Here is a 15,032-nt window from a genome sequence, read left to right as displayed (position 1 = left end):
CGGTGGGCGGGATGTCGTACGGCGGTGGGAGGATCGTGGGGTGCGTAGGGCCCATTCCGCGACTCCCCGTCCACGCGGCGGCTCCGGCCGGCCGGAGCCAGAGCAGCTCGGCTTCGAGGGCATGCCGGAGCGCCTCTTCGTCTGCACGCCCAGCAAGCTGGGAGCGTTCGAGGACTGCCCGCGCCGCTACCGGTTCTCCTATGTGGACCGTCCGGCGCCGCCGAAGGGGCCACCCTGGGCGCACAATTCACTCGGCGCCAGCGTGCACACCGCCTTGCGCAACTGGTTTGGCCTGCCCGCCGATCGCCGCCACCCGGAGGCGCTGCCCACGCTGCTCAAGGGCACGTGGGTGCGCGAGGGCTACCGCGACGAGGCGCAGGAGCGGACCGCCTACCGGCGCGCTCTGGAGTGGCTCGAGTCCTATGTGGAGACCCTCGACCCGGCCTTCGAGCCGCTCGGCGTCGAGCGCGTGGTCGCGGTAAAGACGTCGGTGCTGGCGTTCAACGGCCGGGCCGACCGCATCGACTCCCGCACCGGGCCCGAGGGACCCGAGCTGGCGATCGTCGACTACAAGACGGGCCGCACCGGCCTCGACTCCGATGACGCGCGCGGGTCACAGGCCCTCGCGCTGTACGCGTTCGCCGCCGAGCGCGTCTTCCGCCGCCCGTGCCGCCGGGTCGAGCTGCACCATCTCCCGTCGGGCACCGTGGCGGCGCACGAGCACACGCCGGAGTCGCTGGCCCGGCAGGTCAGCCGCGCCGAAGACACCGCCCGCGACATCGTGGCCGCCGAGCGCGCGGTCGCCGCGGGTGGCGACCCCGACGCGGCCTTTCCCACCGCGCCGGGGCCGATCTGCACCTGGTGCGACTTCCGCAAGAGCTGCCCGGCCGGCGTGGAGGCACCGGCCAAGGAGCCGTGGGCAGCCGTCGACCGCGTCCTGGCCCCGTCCGGCGGCGAGGCGGCCGTGGTCACCGCGTCCGAGCAGTGATCAAGGCCCCACGACGGGCACACCGGAGGCCGCCGCGACGATGGTGTCGTAGGCTCCCTGCCCCGTCGTGTACGCGCCGAGCTTGACCTGCTTGTGGCTGCCGTGAAAGTCGGACGAGCCGGTGACCACCAGCCCCAGGTCGGCGGCGAGCCCGCGCACGTGCTCCCGCTCGGCGGGCGAGTGGGCTTCGTGGTCGGCTTCGAGCCCGAAGAGGCCGGCCGTCGCCAGATCCACGATCAGTGAGTCGGGCACGACCTTGCCGCGCTTGGTGGCCTTGGGGTGGGCGAAGACCGGCACACCGCCCGCGTCGCGCACCAGCCGCACCGCCGCGAAGACGTCCGTGTCCTCCTTGGGCACCCGGTAGCGCTCGCCCAGCCACCGGTCCTCGAACGCCTCGTCGGTGTCGACCACCAGCCCGGCCCGGATCAGCGCCCGCGCGATGTGCGGCCGCCCGACGGTGCCGCCGGCGGCGTACCCGTGTACCTCGTCCCAGGTCACATCGACCTCGTCGGCGCGCAACCGGTCGACGATGCGCCGCGCCCTCTCCTCGCGGCTGCGCCGCACCCGGGCGAGCTCGGCCACCAGGTCCGGCGCCGTGGGGTCGAAGAGGTATGCCAGCAGGTGCAGCGGGATGGCCGGCGAATGGCCGTACCACCGGCAGGAGAGCTCGGCACCCCGCACGAGCGCGAGGCCGGCGGGCCTGGCTTCCTCCGCGGGCGCCCAGCCGGCCGTCGTGTCGTGGTCGGTGATGGCGAGCACGTCGAGGCCGGCCTCGGCACCGGCGGCGACGAGCTCGGCCGGGGTGAGGGTGCCATCGCTGGCGGTGGAGTGGGCGTGCAGGTCGATGCGCATCAGACCAGCATGGGGTCCACCACGAGCAGGCGGTCGTTGCGGTCGGAGCCGGGCACGGGAATCTCCTCGACCTCCGGCTCCTTGCCCGCCTTGACGCGCATCAGGTCACCCGCGCGCGACACGTGCACGAGCGTGCTGCCGCTGGCCCAGGCCGCCTGGTCGCTGAGCTCGGGACCGGCGTCGGCGGAGGTGCCCCTGCCGTCGAAGGCGACTCGCAGGTCGACCAGCCGCGCCCGGCCCGCGCCGTCTGCCACGAGCCAGTGGCCGTCGGGCGAGACAGTGCCGGAGCCGCGCGGGTTGAGCTGCAGCGCGCAGGCCGTCTTGAGCACGGTCAGCGCGTTGACCGCGTCGAGGAGGGCGAGGCAGGGGCGGTCGCCGGTCTCGGCGGAGACCTGGCCGACCACGGTACGGCCGTCGGGCAGCGGCCCGTAGATCTCGGCGGTGCCCGGCTTCCACATTGGCGTGTACGTGCCGCGCCGCGGCCACCACACGTCGTAGGTGCCCTGGTGCGCACCGGAGCCGGCGCGCTGCATGAGCACCCCGTCGCCCACGAAGCTCACCGGAAGCCCTTCGGCCGGCGCGGAGGTCTGCGTGGCGCCCTTGAGGGTGCCCTGGTCGACGACCGCGGTGAAGAGTCGCGCGCTGTCGCGCCACGCCACGCGGCGGCCGTCCGGCGCCAGCGCGATCGCGTCGACGGCGGGCAGCACCTGCATCGAGGAGCCGTCTGAGGCCACGTACCAAAGGGTGGCGCCACCCGAGGGCGGCATGCCGACGACAAGCCAGCCCTTGCTCGCCTCGTGCGCCTGCGTCACGGTGCCGACCTGGGACAGCGTGATCGCGGTGCCGCCGGTGGTGCGCAGCTGGCTGGCGACGACCACGTCGACGGGCACGCTCGTCGCGGACATCTTGTCGCGGTCGAAGGTGCCCATCGGGACCGGCACAGCCGTGGTCGGCTCGATCGCGGGCAGCGACTGGAGGATCTCCGGTGGCGGGTCCTCGACCCACGCCGGCCCCGCGTACCGCTGGTCGTCGGGGCGCAGCTGGATGACCCCGGCGGTGGCGGCGGCCGTGGCGGCGACGACCATGACGGTGCCCACGACGGAACGGCGCCGGTTGATGCGGCGTCCCTTTCCGATCGCCCGGCCGGCGGGGTCGTGGCGGCCCACCGCGTGCGACGGATCGGCCGCACGCGACAGCGTCTCCCGCAGTGCCCGCTCCAGATCGTCCGATGCCACGCCCAATGGACGCGTTGGGCCCGGCCCAGGGTTGTCCGGCTTGCCCATCGTCACCCGCGCTCCAGACCCGTGGCGGGCGCCGGGATCGGTGGCATCGGCAGGCTGGGCACCACCGGCGCCGGCCGCACCCGGGCGGGCGCTGGCGCGGCGGCGGGCTTGGGCACCTCGACGGGCTTGATGTCCGGCGCGGCACCCTCGGCACCGAGCCGCTGGCGCAGCGTGTTGAGGGCGCGCGAGGTCTGGCTCTTGACCGTGCCGGTGGAGATGTCGAGCAGCGCGGCGGTCTGCGCCTCGGTCAGGTCTTCGTAGAAGCGCAGCACGAGCACGGCGCGCTGGCGGGCCGGGAGCGCCTTGACGTGCCGCCACAGCGCGTCGCGCTCGAGCTGCTCCTCGATCTGGTCGGGCGCCGCCCGCTCGGGGAGGATCTCGGTGGGTCGCTCGCCGTGCCACCGCCGCCGCCACCAGCTCGTCGCGGTGTTGACCAGGACACGCCGGGCGTACGGCTCGACGGCCTCGATCTCGCCCAGCCGCTTCCACGCCAGGTACGTCTTGGTGAGCGCGGTCTGCAGGAGGTCCTCGGCCGTGGCCCAGTCACCGGCGAGCAGGTAGGCCGTGCGAAGCAGGGCGGCGGAGCGAGCCGCGACGAACTCGCGGAACTCCTCCTCCATTTCCTGCCTGGCGGCCGACACTCATCGCCTCCCCGTGATAGGTGCCCTCCCGAAGGTTGTCACAGCCTTCGGGCAAGGACCATGGCACGGATGGCTAAACCGGCGTTAGGCGATTGCGAATGAGCGCAGATCAGGCCCCGTCGTCGGCCTTGATGTCATCGTCGGCCTTGCCGAGACGCGCCTCGACCGCCTGCGGCTCGTACATCTCCTCGACCACGCGGAGATAGAGCTCGTTGGGGTTGGGCAAGTGCTTTACCTCGCGCAGCGCCTGGTCTTGACCGGCCGACTCGAGCACAAATGTGCCGTAGTTGAGCATCCGCCCGAGTGGCGACTGTTCATACTTCATGTCGGTGACGCGCAGTAGCGGCATCATGCCGACCTTGCGGGTGATGATGCCGTTGACCACCATGACCCGCTTGTTGGTCAGGATGAACCGGTCGAAATACCAGTCGCCGACCTGCCACGCCACCCAGCCCATGACGGCGAACCAGACGATCACCGCCGCCGTGGTGAGGCCGCGGACGTCCTGCCGGGCCAGGAAGCCGGACAGGTAACCGAGTGCGAACGTCGCGGCGGTGCCGATCAGCAGCGGCGTGGTCAGGTGGATCCAGTGCCGCTTCCACTCCCCGCGGTAGCGCTCCGTCGGGAAGAGGTATCGGGCGACCAGCGAGCTTGGCTCGTCTTCCAGCGGCAACACACGCCGTGGCCCGATCGGCATGCCCGCGGCATCGGTGCGCAGGCCGGCCAACTCGTCCTCGGAAAACTCCGGGGGCAGGTAGCCACCGCGACCACTGTCCGCGTATCCGACGCCCTCCGAGTAGGAGGGGCCGTCCGAATAGGAGGGGCCAGTGGAGAACCCTGCGTCATCGCTGTAGCCGGGGCCATCGTCACGCGGAGTACGTGGGATGGGCTCGGTATCGCGCTGGCGATGAATTCGATCGGGCTCGTCAGGGTCGTCGGGGGTCCGCCCGGTGCGCTGCCCATGGACGACTATGCGATCAGGCTCGTGACGAAGTCACCAAGGCCCTGACCAATGTCGGCGACCGTGCTGCCCAAAGACTGGAACACGTCAGCCGCTGAATCTGGCCGGTACGCGATGAAGAACAGCAGGAACGCGATGCCGCCCCAGGTGAGGATCTTCTTGACCATTTGCGGGCCGTCCCTCCGCACTGCGCCGCCGAGCCGGTGTCGGCAGTACCCAGAGTATCAGTCGAGCGTCTGTACGTGTTGATCCAATACTGGAAAACGCATTCACGCTCTCCCGTGCATGTACGGCGATGGTGCGCCGTACACGAGCTCGGGCGGCAACCACTCGGAGAGGTCGTGCAGCACGACATGCTCCGCGAGGAGGTAACCCGCACTCGCTGGCCAGGCTATCGCATACAGCCACATTCCCCGGGCTTCTCCGGCATAGGCGCACCGATCCGTCGGCGACTTCACGGACCACAGTGGAGTCGGATGACCGCCCACTTTGATCTTCGCGTGCGGTCCACCGTGGTCGCCCGCGGGCAGACCCTCGTCGCCGAGCGCGTCGGCGATCAGCGCGCCCGGGTCGAGCCCTGGAAGGCCGCCGTAACGGTTGCCCAGGCCCACGCCCGGCTCCTCCGCCACGAACATGAGGTCGGCCGGCCCGCCACGCAGCGGGGACGGTCCGCTGCAGGCCACGGCGGTGGCGCGCACGCCGGTGCGGTCGTCGCCCGCCCAGGCCGCGCCGGTCATCATCCAGCCCGGAGGGAGGGGCCAGGGGCACCAGACGGGCACCGGCGGCCGGTCGCAGGCCTCCTGCGCCTTCTGCACCGCCGCCAGCATGCTCGACACGATGTCGGCGCTCACGTGCTCGGCCACGTGCAGTGGCGGCACCGGGCCGTCGTCGTCACACCGCCAATCGGTGTGCATCAGGTCCGGCGGTCGCACCGGACCGCCACATCTGGGGCAACTCACCGCAACGCCCACCTCCCTACGGTGCGGGGCTCGCAGCCTCCCCGTCAAGGTCTCCAGACGGTGGCGGCGTGTCTTCCGGGGGCGGACCGGCGTGTGCCCGGATCCACGCGTGCATGGCGATTCCGCTGGCCACGCCCGCGTTGATCGAGCGGGTGGAGCCGTACTGGGCGATCGAGAAAACCTGGTCGCAGGAGGCGCGCGCGACGTCGGAGAGGCCCGGGCCCTCCTGGCCGAACAGCAGCGCGCACTGCCGGGGCAGCGTCACCGCCTCCAGCGGGTGTGCCCCGGGCAGGTTGTCGATACCCACCACGGGCAGGTCGTGCGCGTGTGCCCAGGCGACGAACTCCTCGATCGTCTCGTGGTGGCGTACGTGCTGGTAGCGGTCCGTCACCATCGCACCCCGGCGGTTCCATCGACGCCGCCCGACGATGTGCACCTCCGCCGCGAGGAACGCGTTGGCGTTGCGCACCACCGTCCCGATGTTCAGGTCGTGCTGCCAGTTTTCGATCGCCACGTGGAAGCCGTGCCGGCGCTCGTCGAGATCGGCCACGACCGCCTCGCGCCGCCAGTACCGGTAGCGATCCACCACGTTCCGCCGGTCACCGTGCGCAAGCAGGTCCGGGTCGAAACGCGGATCGGCTGGCCACGCACCGGGCCAGGGTCCGACCCCGACCTCATGCTCATCGCCGCTCACGGTCATCAGAGGGTACGGGCAACACCCGGCCGCCCAGCCGGACGGGCGGCTCGGTGCGTCAACGCAGCGCGAGCGCGACCGCCAGATCGTCCAGGAACCGGCGCTCGGCGGCACTCACCTTCTCGCCGCCCAAGCCCAGCACCCCGCCGGAACGGGCCGCGCCGCACACCCGGGCGGCGACCGACTGGACCCACTGGCGGTACGCCGCGGAGTCGGCCGGATCGGCCCGCGCGGACAGCACTGCGGTCGCCCGCCGGCACGCCTCCAGCACCTCGGCGAGGCCGGCGGCGCGGTCGGTGAACTCCTCGGCGGCCGGGCGGTCGTCGTCGGCCTCGGCGTAGATCGCGGAAACCACCGCCCGCACCAGGTCGCTGTCGAACGCGCGTCCCGCGGCGATCGCGTCAAGGCCCGCGAGGCCCTCGGCGACCGTACGGCGCGGGGCGTCCGGCTCGGCTGACGTGGCGGCCACGATCACGCGGGCGGGCAGATGCGTCAGCAGCTCCCACTCGCCTGGCGGGAAAGCCATCGCGGCGACCTGGCCGCGTCTCCCGGCGGCCATGGGTGTCGGGTCTCCGGAAGCGGATTGGCTCGGCATAGCGACCTCCCGAGGTCAGCATATGCCCAGTTTTGCCGGGATGCGCGCCTTGCGACCTTGGGCTTACGTGTGTCGACCAGGCCGGCCGTGCTCGACCGCTCGGCGCTCATCCGCCGTCGCAGGCAGGGCCATAGCCTTCCGGCTCGCTCGTCAGGCCTTCGGCTCAGGAAAGCTGGGCCGGTCCGGGTCCGCGCCGGCGAGCACCGCGGCCGCTGTGTACTCCCTCTTCGGCACCATCACCCGCCGCCGGAACACGCAGACCAGGGTCCCGTCCTGCTTGTACCCCTTCGTCTCGACCGAGACCACGCCGCGGTCGGACTTGGAGGTCGACTCGCGCTTGTCCAGCACGGTCGTCTCGCCGTAGATCGTGTCGCCGTGGAAGGTCGGAGCGACGTGGCGCAGCGACTCGACCTCGAGGTTGGCGATGGCCTTCCCGCTCACGTCGGCGACGGACATGCCAAGGAGCAGGGAGTAGATGTAGTTGCCGACCACCACGTTGCGCTTGAAGTGCGTGGACGTCTCGGCGTAGTGGGCGTCCAGGTGCAGCGGGTGGTGGTTCATGGTGAGCAGGCAGAACAGGTGGTCGTCGTACTCCGTGACTGTCTTGCCCGGCCAGTGCCGGTACACAGCGCCGACCTCGAACTCCTCGTAATACCGGCCGAACTGCATCCACGCCTCCCATACGCCACCTACGCGTAGGGAAAGGATGCCTTATCGATGGTTAAGCCGGAGGCCCGGGTCGCGAAGCCGAAAACTACCCCGGACGCAATGAGCGGCGGGGCCCTCCCCGGCACCCGCCGCCCACGCTTGATGAGTCGATTTTGCCGTGCAACTCGCACTGGAGAAAGGTTTCAGTGGGAGACGCAGGTCACAGTTATGCTTTTGTAACATTACAGTCCGTGAGAGTCGAGCGACTTGTGACCTTGCGTTACCGATCTTCGTCGCCCGCGCTATCCAGCATCTTCGACCGTTTCCCTGTTACAGGCACGTAAACTGATGGAATCGCTCCCATCACCATAGGTAACGCGTCGATCATCGCCGTTCGTCACTGTCTCGGTGCCCCGCGTGAGGACCCGAAGAACCCCTGGTGAGACCCGCCACGCCGCGCCGCGTGTCCGATTCGTCGGGAATGCTGGCTCGCCCCGCTAGGTTTCAGTACGCGTAGGCAAATCCCCGCGATCGGAGAGATCAAATGGCGACCGTTGAGCTGACCACGGCGAACTTCGACGAGGTGACCAGCCAGGACGGCACCGTGCTGGTCGACTTCTGGGCCAGCTGGTGTGGTCCGTGCGTCCGGTTTGCGCCAATCTATGAGCGCTCGTCGGAAAAGCACGAGGACATCGTGTTCGGCAAGGTCGACACCGAGGCGCAGCAGGAGCTCGCGGCCAAGTTCGACATCCGCTCGATCCCGACCATCATGGCCATCCGCGACGGCGTGATCGTGTTCGCGCAGCCGGGTGCGCTGCCCGAGTCGGCGCTCGAGTCCCTGATCGAGCAGGTCCAGGCGCTCGACATGGACGACGTCCGCAAGAAGCTCGCCGCGCACAACCACTGACGTCACCGCCCACCGCAGAGGGCGCCCCTCGCCATTGAGGAGCGCCCTCTGTGCATGCGGCGGCGGTCAGGCCACGTGTTCTTCGTACGCCGCGATCGTGTCGGCGAGGATCTCCGCGCCGGGGCGGGCCCAGAGGTCGGCGTTGAAGACCTCGACCTCGACCGGCCCGGTGAAGCCGGTGGCGTCGACCGCCTCGCGGAAGCGGCGCAGCTCGACGCAGCCCTCACCCGGCAGGCCCCGCCCCAGCAGCACGCCTTCGGGCAGCGGGGTGATCCAGTCGGCGGCCTGGAAGCAGGCGATCCGCCCCTCGCGACCGGCCCGCTCGATCTGGGCCCACACCGTGTCGTCCCACCAGACGTGGTACGTGTCGACGACGACGCCGACCGCGTCGGCCGGGTACGGCGCGGCGAGGCCCAGCGCCTGCCCGAGTGTCGAGACCGCGCACCGGTCCGAGGCGAACATCGGGTGCAGCGGCTCGATCGCGAGCTGGACGCCGGCCTCCACAGTGGCCGGCACCAGGCGGCCGATCGAGTCGCCGATGTGCCGGCGGGCCGCGTCGATGTCACGGCTGCCGGGCGGCAGCCCGCCCGAGACCAGCACCAGCACCGGCGCCCCCAATACGCGCGCCTCCTCGATGGCGCGAACGTTTTCCGGGTACCAATCGGGCTTGTTGAAGAAACCACCGCGGCACAGCGACGTGACCTCGAGCCCGGCGTCTTTCACGAGCGCCGCGGTCTTCTCCAGGCCGAACTCCGCGACCTGCTCGCGCCACAGCCCCACGCGTGTCACGCCGGCCTCGACGCAGCCGGCGACCAGGTCGGGGATCGGCCACCGGTTGGCCGTCGCCTGGTTGAACGAGAAGCGGCTCACAGCCGCGCCAACTCGCTCGCTCACAGCTCGGGGATCTCGATGCGGCGCCCCTCGCGGGCGGACTGCAGGCCCAGCTCGGCGAGCTGGACGCCACGCGCGCCGGCCCACAGGTCCCAGGTGTAGGGCGCGTCTTCGACCACGTGCCGCAGGAAGAGCTCCCACTGCGCCTTGAACCCGTTGTCGAACTCATCGTTGTCCGGCACGACCTGCCACTGCGCGCGGAAGTCCTCGGTGGCCGGCAGGTCCGGGTTCCACACCGGCTTGGGCGTGGTCGCGCGGTGCTGGATGCGGCAGTTGCGCAGGCCGGCGACCGCGCTGCCCTCGGTGCCGTCCACCTGAAACTCCACGAGCTCGTCGCGGTAGACCCGCACCGCCCACGAGGAGTTGATCTGCGCGACGATGCCGCCCTCGATCTCGAAGATCCCGTAGGCCGCGTCGTCGGCGGTCGCGTCGTATCCCTCGCCGGCCTCGTCCCACCGGCGGTCGATGTGCGTCGTGACGTGCGCGGTCACCGCCTTGACCGAGCCGAAGATCTGCTCCAGCACGTAGTGCCAGTGCGGGAACATGTCCACGGTGATCCCGCCTCCGTCGGCGGCCCGGTAGTTCCACGAAGGACGCTGGGCGGCCTGCCAGTCGCCCTCGAAGACCCAGTAGCCGAACTCGCCGCGCACCGACAGGATGCGGCCGAAGAAGCCGCCCTCGACGAGGCGGGCCAGCTTGCGCAGGCCGGGCAGGAAGAGCTTGTCCTGCACCACGCCGTGCTTGATGTGCGCGGCGTCGGCGAGGCGGGCGAGGTCGACGGCGGTGGCCAGGTCTTCGGCGATCGGCTTTTCGGTGTAGATGTGCTTGCCGGCGTCGATCGCGGCACGCAGCGCCTTTTCCCGCTGGGCCGTGACCTGCGAGTCGAAGTAGATCTGCACGTCGGGCCGGGCCAGCGCGGCCGTCAGGTCGGTGGTCCACTCGGTGAGGCCGTGCCGATCGGCGATCTCGCGGAGCTTGGTCTCGCTCCGGCCCACCAGGACCGGCTCCGGCCAGAGCCGGGTGCCGTCGCGCAGCGGCAGCCCGCCCTGCTCGCGGATCGCGAGCAGCGACCGCACCAGATGCTGCCGATATCCCATCCGGCCGGTCACGCCGTTGAGCGCGATGCCGATCGTCCTGCGGGCCATGCGGAGGTCCAATCGTTCTGAGGTAAGCGCTTTCCTCGATCACGGTACTGGCCGTCGCTGTTGCGCTGCAAGGCCTTTCCTATATATGGGCAGGTCCACGGTATTCTCATTCGGCAAATGGACCTGGGGCCGGCGAGGTCCACCCCGAGGAGCGCAGCGACGAGGGTGGACCGCGCCGGCAGTCAGGGCCGCAGCGAGCGAACGCGAGCGCTGTAGGCAGAGCTCTGGGGTGCCGTGGGCGGGCGCCGCGGGCGCGTGGGGCGGAGGACTCGGATGGCAACGCTGGCCGATGTCGCGCGGCGCGCTGGCGTATCGCCGGCCACCGCGTCACGGATCATCAACGGCAGTTCGAAGCCGGTCACCGACGCGCTGCGCGAGCGCGTGCTGGCCGCCGTCGAGGAGCTGCAGTACGTGCCGAACGCGCACGCACAGCTCCTCGCCCGCTCGCACCGCACGGCCATCGGCGTGATCGTGCACGACGTCTCCGACCCGTACTTCGCGGAGATCACCCGCGGCCTCCAGCGGGTCGCCACGGCGCACGGCCGGCTGGTCATCATCTGCAACAGCTACCGCGACCCGGTCAAGGAGCTGGAGTACGTCGAGCTGCTCCGCGCGCACCAGGTCGCCGCGATCGTGCTGGCCGGCTCCGGGTACCACGACGAAGACTTCACGAAGGCGCTCGACGGCAAGCTCCGGGTGTACGAGAGCACCGGCGGCCGGGTCGCCGTGATCGGCCGGCACGAGCACGCCGGCGACGCGGTCGTGCCGGACAACGAGATGGGCGGCTACCTGCTCGCCAGCCACCTGTACGAGCTGGGCCACGAGCACATCGGCGTGATCGCCGGCCCCAAACAGCTCACCACCACGACCGACCGGCTCGCCGGCCTCCGCCGCGCCGCCCGGGAGCACGGTCGCAAGCTGCCGGCCAACCTCGTGGCGTACGCGGACTTCGACCGCACCAGCGGCGCGGAGGCGACCGCGGCCCTTCTGGACACCGAGCCCGGCCTTACCGCCCTGGCCGCGCTCAACGACTCGATGGCCATCGGCGCGCTGTCGCTGCTGCGCTCCCGCGGCATCGCGGTGCCCGGCGAGGTGAGCGTGATCGGCTTCGACGACATGCCGATCGCGCGTGACGTGACCCCCGCGCTGACCACCGTGCGGCTGCCGCTTGTCGACATGGGCGCGCGGGCGATGACGCTCGCGCTGGAGGAGCCGTCGGGCCACATCGCACCCCGCATCGAGCAGGTCGGCGCCGAGCTGGTCCGCCGCGACAGCACCGGCGCGCCACGCCCGTAGTTGCTTGCGCTCGGCTCGTACGCGTGTTCGAATAGGCCGCATGCGCTGGGACAATCTGTCGGCTCCCCCGACGGAGAGGTCCCGGACGGGCCGGCGCCAGCGGCTCCACCCCTGCCGCTGGCGCTGCCTCCCGACGCGGTGGCGCGCACCTTCGACACGCCGGGCTTCGCCGGCATGACCTTCTTCGAGGTGCGCGCCAAGAGCATCATCAACAGGGTGCCCGGCTCGTCCCGCATGGCGTTCCAGTGGACGATCAATCCGTACCGCGGGTGCAGCCACGCGTGCAGCTACTGCCTGGCCGGTGACACGCCGATCCTGATGGCCGACGGCACCACCCGTCCCCTGCGCGACCTCAAGGTGGGCGACGCGATCTACGGCACGGTCCCGGTCGGCGCCTCCCGGCGGTACACGGTGACGACCGTCCTCGCGCACTGGAGCACCACCAAGCCGGCCCACCGGGTCACGCTCGCCGACGGCACGCAGCTGATCGCGAGCGGCGACCACCGGTTTCTCACCGAGCGGGGCTGGCAGCACGTGGTCGGCGGCGTTGTCGCGGGCGACCGGTTCATGGGCACCGGGCAGTTCGTGGAGGGGCCCAAGGACTCGGCGGACTACCGGCGGGGCTACCTGAGCGGCATGATCCGCGGCGACGCACATCTGGCGACGTACGTGCCGGAGGCGGTCGACCGCTCGCTCGACTACCTGGCCGGCTTCGGCGCCGCGACGATCGAGGCGATCCGCGACCTGGTCCGCTGGCCCGAGCGTGCCGGCGACGAGTGGTGCAAGGGCCTCCTGGCCGGCATCTTCGACTCCGACGGCAGCCGCGACGGCGACGAGCTGCGCATCCGCAGCGACGACAAGGAGACCCTCGACGCGGTCGCCGCGGCGCTCGCCAGGTTCGGGTTCGACGCGCGGCCGGAGGAGTCCGGCACGGCGGTCCGGCTGCGCGGCGGGCTCACCGAGCACATGCGCTTCTGCCATCTCGTCGACCCGGCGATCGGCCGCAAGCGCTCGATCGCGGGCCTGCCGGTCGGGTCGGACACGCGGCTCGACGTGCTCTCGGTCGAGCCGCTCGGCGTCGACCTCCCGCTCTACGACATCACCACCGGCACCGGCGACTTCATCGCCAACGGCGTGGTCAGCCACAACTGCTTCGCCCGCAGCACGCACACCTACCTGGACCTCGACGCCGGGCACGACTTCGACACCAAGGTCGTCGTCAAGATCAACGCGGGTGAGCTGGTGCGGCGTGAGCTGGCCGCACCCAAGTGGCGCGGCGAGCACATCGCGATGGGCACAAACGTCGACCCGTACCAGCGGGCCGAGGGGCGATACAAGCTGATGCCACGGATCCTGTCGGCGCTGCGCGACTTCGCCAACCCGTTCTCGATCCTCACCAAGGGCACGCTCATCCTGCGCGACCTGCCGCTGCTCCGGCAGGCGGCCGAGGTGACGCAGGTGGGCGTCGCGATGTCGGTCGGTTTCGTCGACGAGCGGCTGTGGCGTTCGGTCGAGTCGGGCACGCCCAGCCCGCGGCGGCGGCTCGACGCGGTGCGCACGCTCACCGACGCCGGCTTCCGGGTGAGCGTGCTGATGGCGCCGATCCTGCCCGGCCTCACCGACACCGACGACTCGATCGAGGCCACGGTCGCGGCGATTGCGGCGTCCGGCGCGGCCAGCATCACACCGATCCCGCTGCACCTGCGGCCGGGCGCCCGCGAGTGGTACGCGGCGTGGTTGACCCGCGAGTTTCCGGCACTGGCCCCGCACTACCGCCGGCTGTACGGGCGCGGCTCCTACCTGCCGAAGGAATACCAGCGCGAGGTCACCGCCCGGGTCCGCATGGCCGCCCGGCGGCACGGTCTGGAGCGCGCCGAGCCGGCCGAGGCCCGCCAGACCGAGTCACCACCGCCCCCGCCCGAGCCGGAGCAGTTAACCCTCATGTAGCCGGTGGATGCTCTACTTGACTGTGCTTCCGCCGGATGAGCTTCTCGCCGCGGTTCGGGCCAGGGTCAATCGGTACGTCAACAGCGGCGACGCAGAGGACATTCTCGATCAAGCAGGCGTGCGCGACGCCCGGGCGCTGCTGGCGGTGATCGACGAGACCGGATATCCCCGCGGCGAGGGTGCGCTGCCGTGGATACACGCGTACCACGCGGCCGGCCTGCTGCACCACGCGCGCGACGTCGCCCGGCCCGACACTGTGGACCGTGAGCAGGCAGAGTCGTTGCTGGCGCAGGTGCACGACTGGGTGCCCGACCTGGCCGAGCAGCTGCGCAAGCTTGCCCAGGTGCCGCAGGAGCCGGCGCGGCTGCGCCCGCGGCGCGTCGCCGTGCACGCGTTCGCCGGGTCGGCGCTCGACGAGATCGACGGGGTCGTCACCGCCACGCGGCACGCGATCCGCGAGTGCCGGGACTGGTCGGAAAGCCTGACCCTCCGGATGAACCTCGCGGAGGCGCAGCACCTGCGCTTCGGCCGCACCGGCGATGTCGCCGACCTCAGCGAGGCGATCACGACGGCCCAGGCGGTGATCAGGGAGACCGCGCCGTACGACGCGAGGTACACCAACAGGCTCAGCACGCTCGCCGGCTTTCTCCAGGCCCGCTTCGTGTCCACTATGGACATCAGTGACCTGGACGCGGCCGTCGAGTCGTACCGGAAGGCGCTGGACGCCGCCGCCGCGGACCACGAGGACCGCCCGATGTACCTGTCCAACCTCGGGCGGGCGCGGCTGCTGCGGTACGCGTACGTGTCACAGGATCCCGCCGAGCTCGACACGGCACTGGCCGAGATGCGGACCGCGGTGGACACGACCACGCCCGACGACCCCGGCCTCGGCACGCGGCTCAGCGGGCTGCACCAGGCGTACCGCGCGCGTTACGAGGCCACCCGCGACGCCGGGGATCTGGCCGAGGCGCTGCGCACGGCCCACGCGGCGGTGGAGGCGACGGCGCCCGAGCACATGGACTACCTCGAGCGCATCCTCGACGTCGGCGCGACCCATCTCGAGCGGTACGAGCGCGGCGGCGACGAGGGCGACGCCACCGCGGCTACCGAGATCGCGCGGAGCATCCTGCACGCGGTACCGCCCGAGCACCCGCTGCACAGGCTGGCCACCGACGTCCTCGACCGCGCCGGCGGCCGCACCCCAAGAGCGTGATCGAGGTCGAGC

Annotated in this window: 16 protein-coding genes; 5 read left to right on the top strand and 11 right to left on the bottom strand. The window is 71.2% G+C overall.

The window, feature by feature from the left end; genetic code table 11:
* Positions 1-40 precede the first annotated feature (40 nt).
* Positions 41-988 (top strand): RecB family exonuclease, encoded by a 948-nt coding sequence (locus Phou_RS22340; protein WP_371872153.1) that lies wholly within the window; start codon positions 41-43, stop codon positions 986-988.
* On the opposite strand, the gene Phou_RS22335 is transcribed toward Phou_RS22340, so the two are convergent.
* The 9 genes from Phou_RS22335 to Phou_RS22295 form a co-directional block, all read right to left on the bottom strand.
* Positions 989-1,840, bottom strand: coding sequence for a PHP domain-containing protein (locus Phou_RS22335; protein ID WP_173057793.1), 852 nt, complete (start codon positions 1,838-1,840; stop codon positions 989-991).
* On the bottom strand, positions 1,840-3,075 hold the full coding sequence (locus Phou_RS22330) for a hypothetical protein (protein ID WP_173057792.1): 1,236 nt from the start codon (positions 3,073-3,075) through the stop codon (positions 1,840-1,842). Before Phou_RS22330 ends, Phou_RS22335 begins: the two co-directional genes overlap by 1 nt.
* Positions 3,076-3,125: 50 nt before the next feature.
* A complete protein-coding gene (locus tag Phou_RS22325) occupies positions 3,126-3,764 on the bottom strand; it encodes a SigE family RNA polymerase sigma factor (protein ID WP_246273678.1) in 639 nt (212 codons plus the stop codon).
* 109 nt (positions 3,765-3,873) lie between these two features.
* The gene (locus Phou_RS22320) at positions 3,874-4,737 is read right to left on the bottom strand and encodes a PH domain-containing protein (protein WP_173058806.1); all 864 of its coding nucleotides are present in this window, start codon (positions 4,735-4,737) and stop codon (positions 3,874-3,876) included.
* Positions 4,734-4,892, bottom strand: coding sequence for a hypothetical protein (locus Phou_RS22315; protein WP_173057791.1), 159 nt, complete (start codon positions 4,890-4,892; stop codon positions 4,734-4,736). Before Phou_RS22315 ends, Phou_RS22320 begins: the two co-directional genes overlap by 4 nt.
* A 102-nt stretch (positions 4,893-4,994) precedes the next feature.
* A complete protein-coding gene (locus tag Phou_RS22310; RefSeq protein WP_345513033.1) occupies positions 4,995-5,684 on the bottom strand; it encodes a DUF6758 family protein in 690 nt (229 codons plus the stop codon).
* Positions 5,685-5,700: 16 nt separating this feature from the next.
* Positions 5,701-6,384 carry a TrmH family RNA methyltransferase gene (locus Phou_RS22305; protein WP_371872152.1) on the bottom strand — a complete coding sequence of 228 codons (684 nt, stop codon included), beginning with the start codon at positions 6,382-6,384 and terminating at the stop codon, positions 5,701-5,703.
* A gap of 52 nt (positions 6,385-6,436) precedes the next feature.
* On the bottom strand, positions 6,437-6,973 hold the full coding sequence (locus Phou_RS22300; RefSeq protein WP_173057788.1) for a hypothetical protein: 537 nt from the start codon (positions 6,971-6,973) through the stop codon (positions 6,437-6,439).
* Positions 6,974-7,123: 150 nt separating this feature from the next.
* A complete protein-coding gene (locus Phou_RS22295; RefSeq protein ID WP_173057787.1) occupies positions 7,124-7,642 on the bottom strand; it encodes a MaoC family dehydratase in 519 nt (172 codons plus the stop codon).
* A 523-nt stretch (positions 7,643-8,165) separates the two neighbouring features.
* Here Phou_RS22295 and trxA point away from each other — a divergent pair.
* On the top strand, positions 8,166-8,528 hold the full coding sequence (trxA, locus tag Phou_RS22290; protein ID WP_173057786.1) for a thioredoxin: 363 nt from the start codon (positions 8,166-8,168) through the stop codon (positions 8,526-8,528).
* A 66-nt stretch (positions 8,529-8,594) separates the two neighbouring features.
* On the opposite strand, the gene Phou_RS22285 is transcribed toward trxA, so the two are convergent.
* Entirely contained in the window at positions 8,595-9,422 is an 828-nt protein-coding gene (locus Phou_RS22285) for a sugar phosphate isomerase/epimerase family protein (protein ID WP_371872151.1), read from the bottom strand.
* Positions 9,419-10,564, bottom strand: coding sequence for a Gfo/Idh/MocA family protein (locus tag Phou_RS22280; RefSeq protein WP_173057785.1), 1,146 nt, complete (start codon positions 10,562-10,564; stop codon positions 9,419-9,421). Before Phou_RS22280 ends, Phou_RS22285 begins: the two co-directional genes overlap by 4 nt.
* 273 nt (positions 10,565-10,837) lie before the next feature.
* Here Phou_RS22280 and Phou_RS22275 point away from each other — a divergent pair, with 273 nt between their 5' ends.
* From Phou_RS22275 to Phou_RS22265, 3 genes are all read left to right on the top strand, one after another.
* On the top strand, positions 10,838-11,860 hold the full coding sequence (locus tag Phou_RS22275; RefSeq protein ID WP_173057784.1) for a LacI family DNA-binding transcriptional regulator: 1,023 nt from the start codon (positions 10,838-10,840) through the stop codon (positions 11,858-11,860).
* Between the two features lie 138 nt (positions 11,861-11,998).
* Positions 11,999-13,807: an intein-containing Rv2578c family radical SAM protein gene (locus Phou_RS22270; RefSeq protein WP_246273676.1), complete on the top strand. Its 1,809-nt coding sequence runs from the start codon at positions 11,999-12,001 to the stop codon at positions 13,805-13,807.
* Between the two features lie 118 nt (positions 13,808-13,925).
* Positions 13,926-15,020, top strand: a complete 1,095-nt coding sequence (locus tag Phou_RS22265; protein WP_173057783.1) for a hypothetical protein — start codon at positions 13,926-13,928, stop codon at positions 15,018-15,020.
* Positions 15,021-15,032 lie beyond the last annotated feature (12 nt).

Source organism: Phytohabitans houttuyneae (genome assembly GCF_011764425.1).
Classification (GTDB): domain Bacteria; phylum Actinomycetota; class Actinomycetes; order Mycobacteriales; family Micromonosporaceae; genus Phytohabitans; species Phytohabitans houttuyneae.
The sequence above is the reverse complement of the archived record's forward strand: the minus strand, read 5'-3'. Positions and strand labels throughout refer to the sequence as shown.

What these genes read in the sequence shown, in the direction of transcription:
- Phou_RS22295 (WP_173057787.1), bottom strand. Translation starts at nt 7,642, where the DNA reads ATGCAGTTCGGCCGGTATTACGAGGAGTTCGAGGTCGGCGCTGTGTAC.
- trxA (WP_173057786.1), top strand. Translation starts at nt 8,166, where the DNA reads ATGGCGACCGTTGAGCTGACCACGGCGAACTTCGACGAGGTGACCAGC.
- Phou_RS22280 (WP_173057785.1), bottom strand. Translation starts at nt 10,564, where the DNA reads ATGGCCCGCAGGACGATCGGCATCGCGCTCAACGGCGTGACCGGCCGG.
- Phou_RS22300 (WP_173057788.1), bottom strand. Translation starts at nt 6,973, where the DNA reads ATGCCGAGCCAATCCGCTTCCGGAGACCCGACACCCATGGCCGCCGGG.
- Phou_RS22335 (WP_173057793.1), bottom strand. Translation starts at nt 1,840, where the DNA reads ATGCGCATCGACCTGCACGCCCACTCCACCGCCAGCGATGGCACCCTC.
- Phou_RS22275 (WP_173057784.1), top strand. Translation starts at nt 10,838, where the DNA reads ATGGCAACGCTGGCCGATGTCGCGCGGCGCGCTGGCGTATCGCCGGCC.
- Phou_RS22305 (WP_371872152.1), bottom strand. Translation starts at nt 6,384, where the DNA reads ATGACCGTGAGCGGCGATGAGCATGAGGTCGGGGTCGGACCCTGGCCC.
- Phou_RS22315 (WP_173057791.1), bottom strand. Translation starts at nt 4,892, where the DNA reads ATGGTCAAGAAGATCCTCACCTGGGGCGGCATCGCGTTCCTGCTGTTC.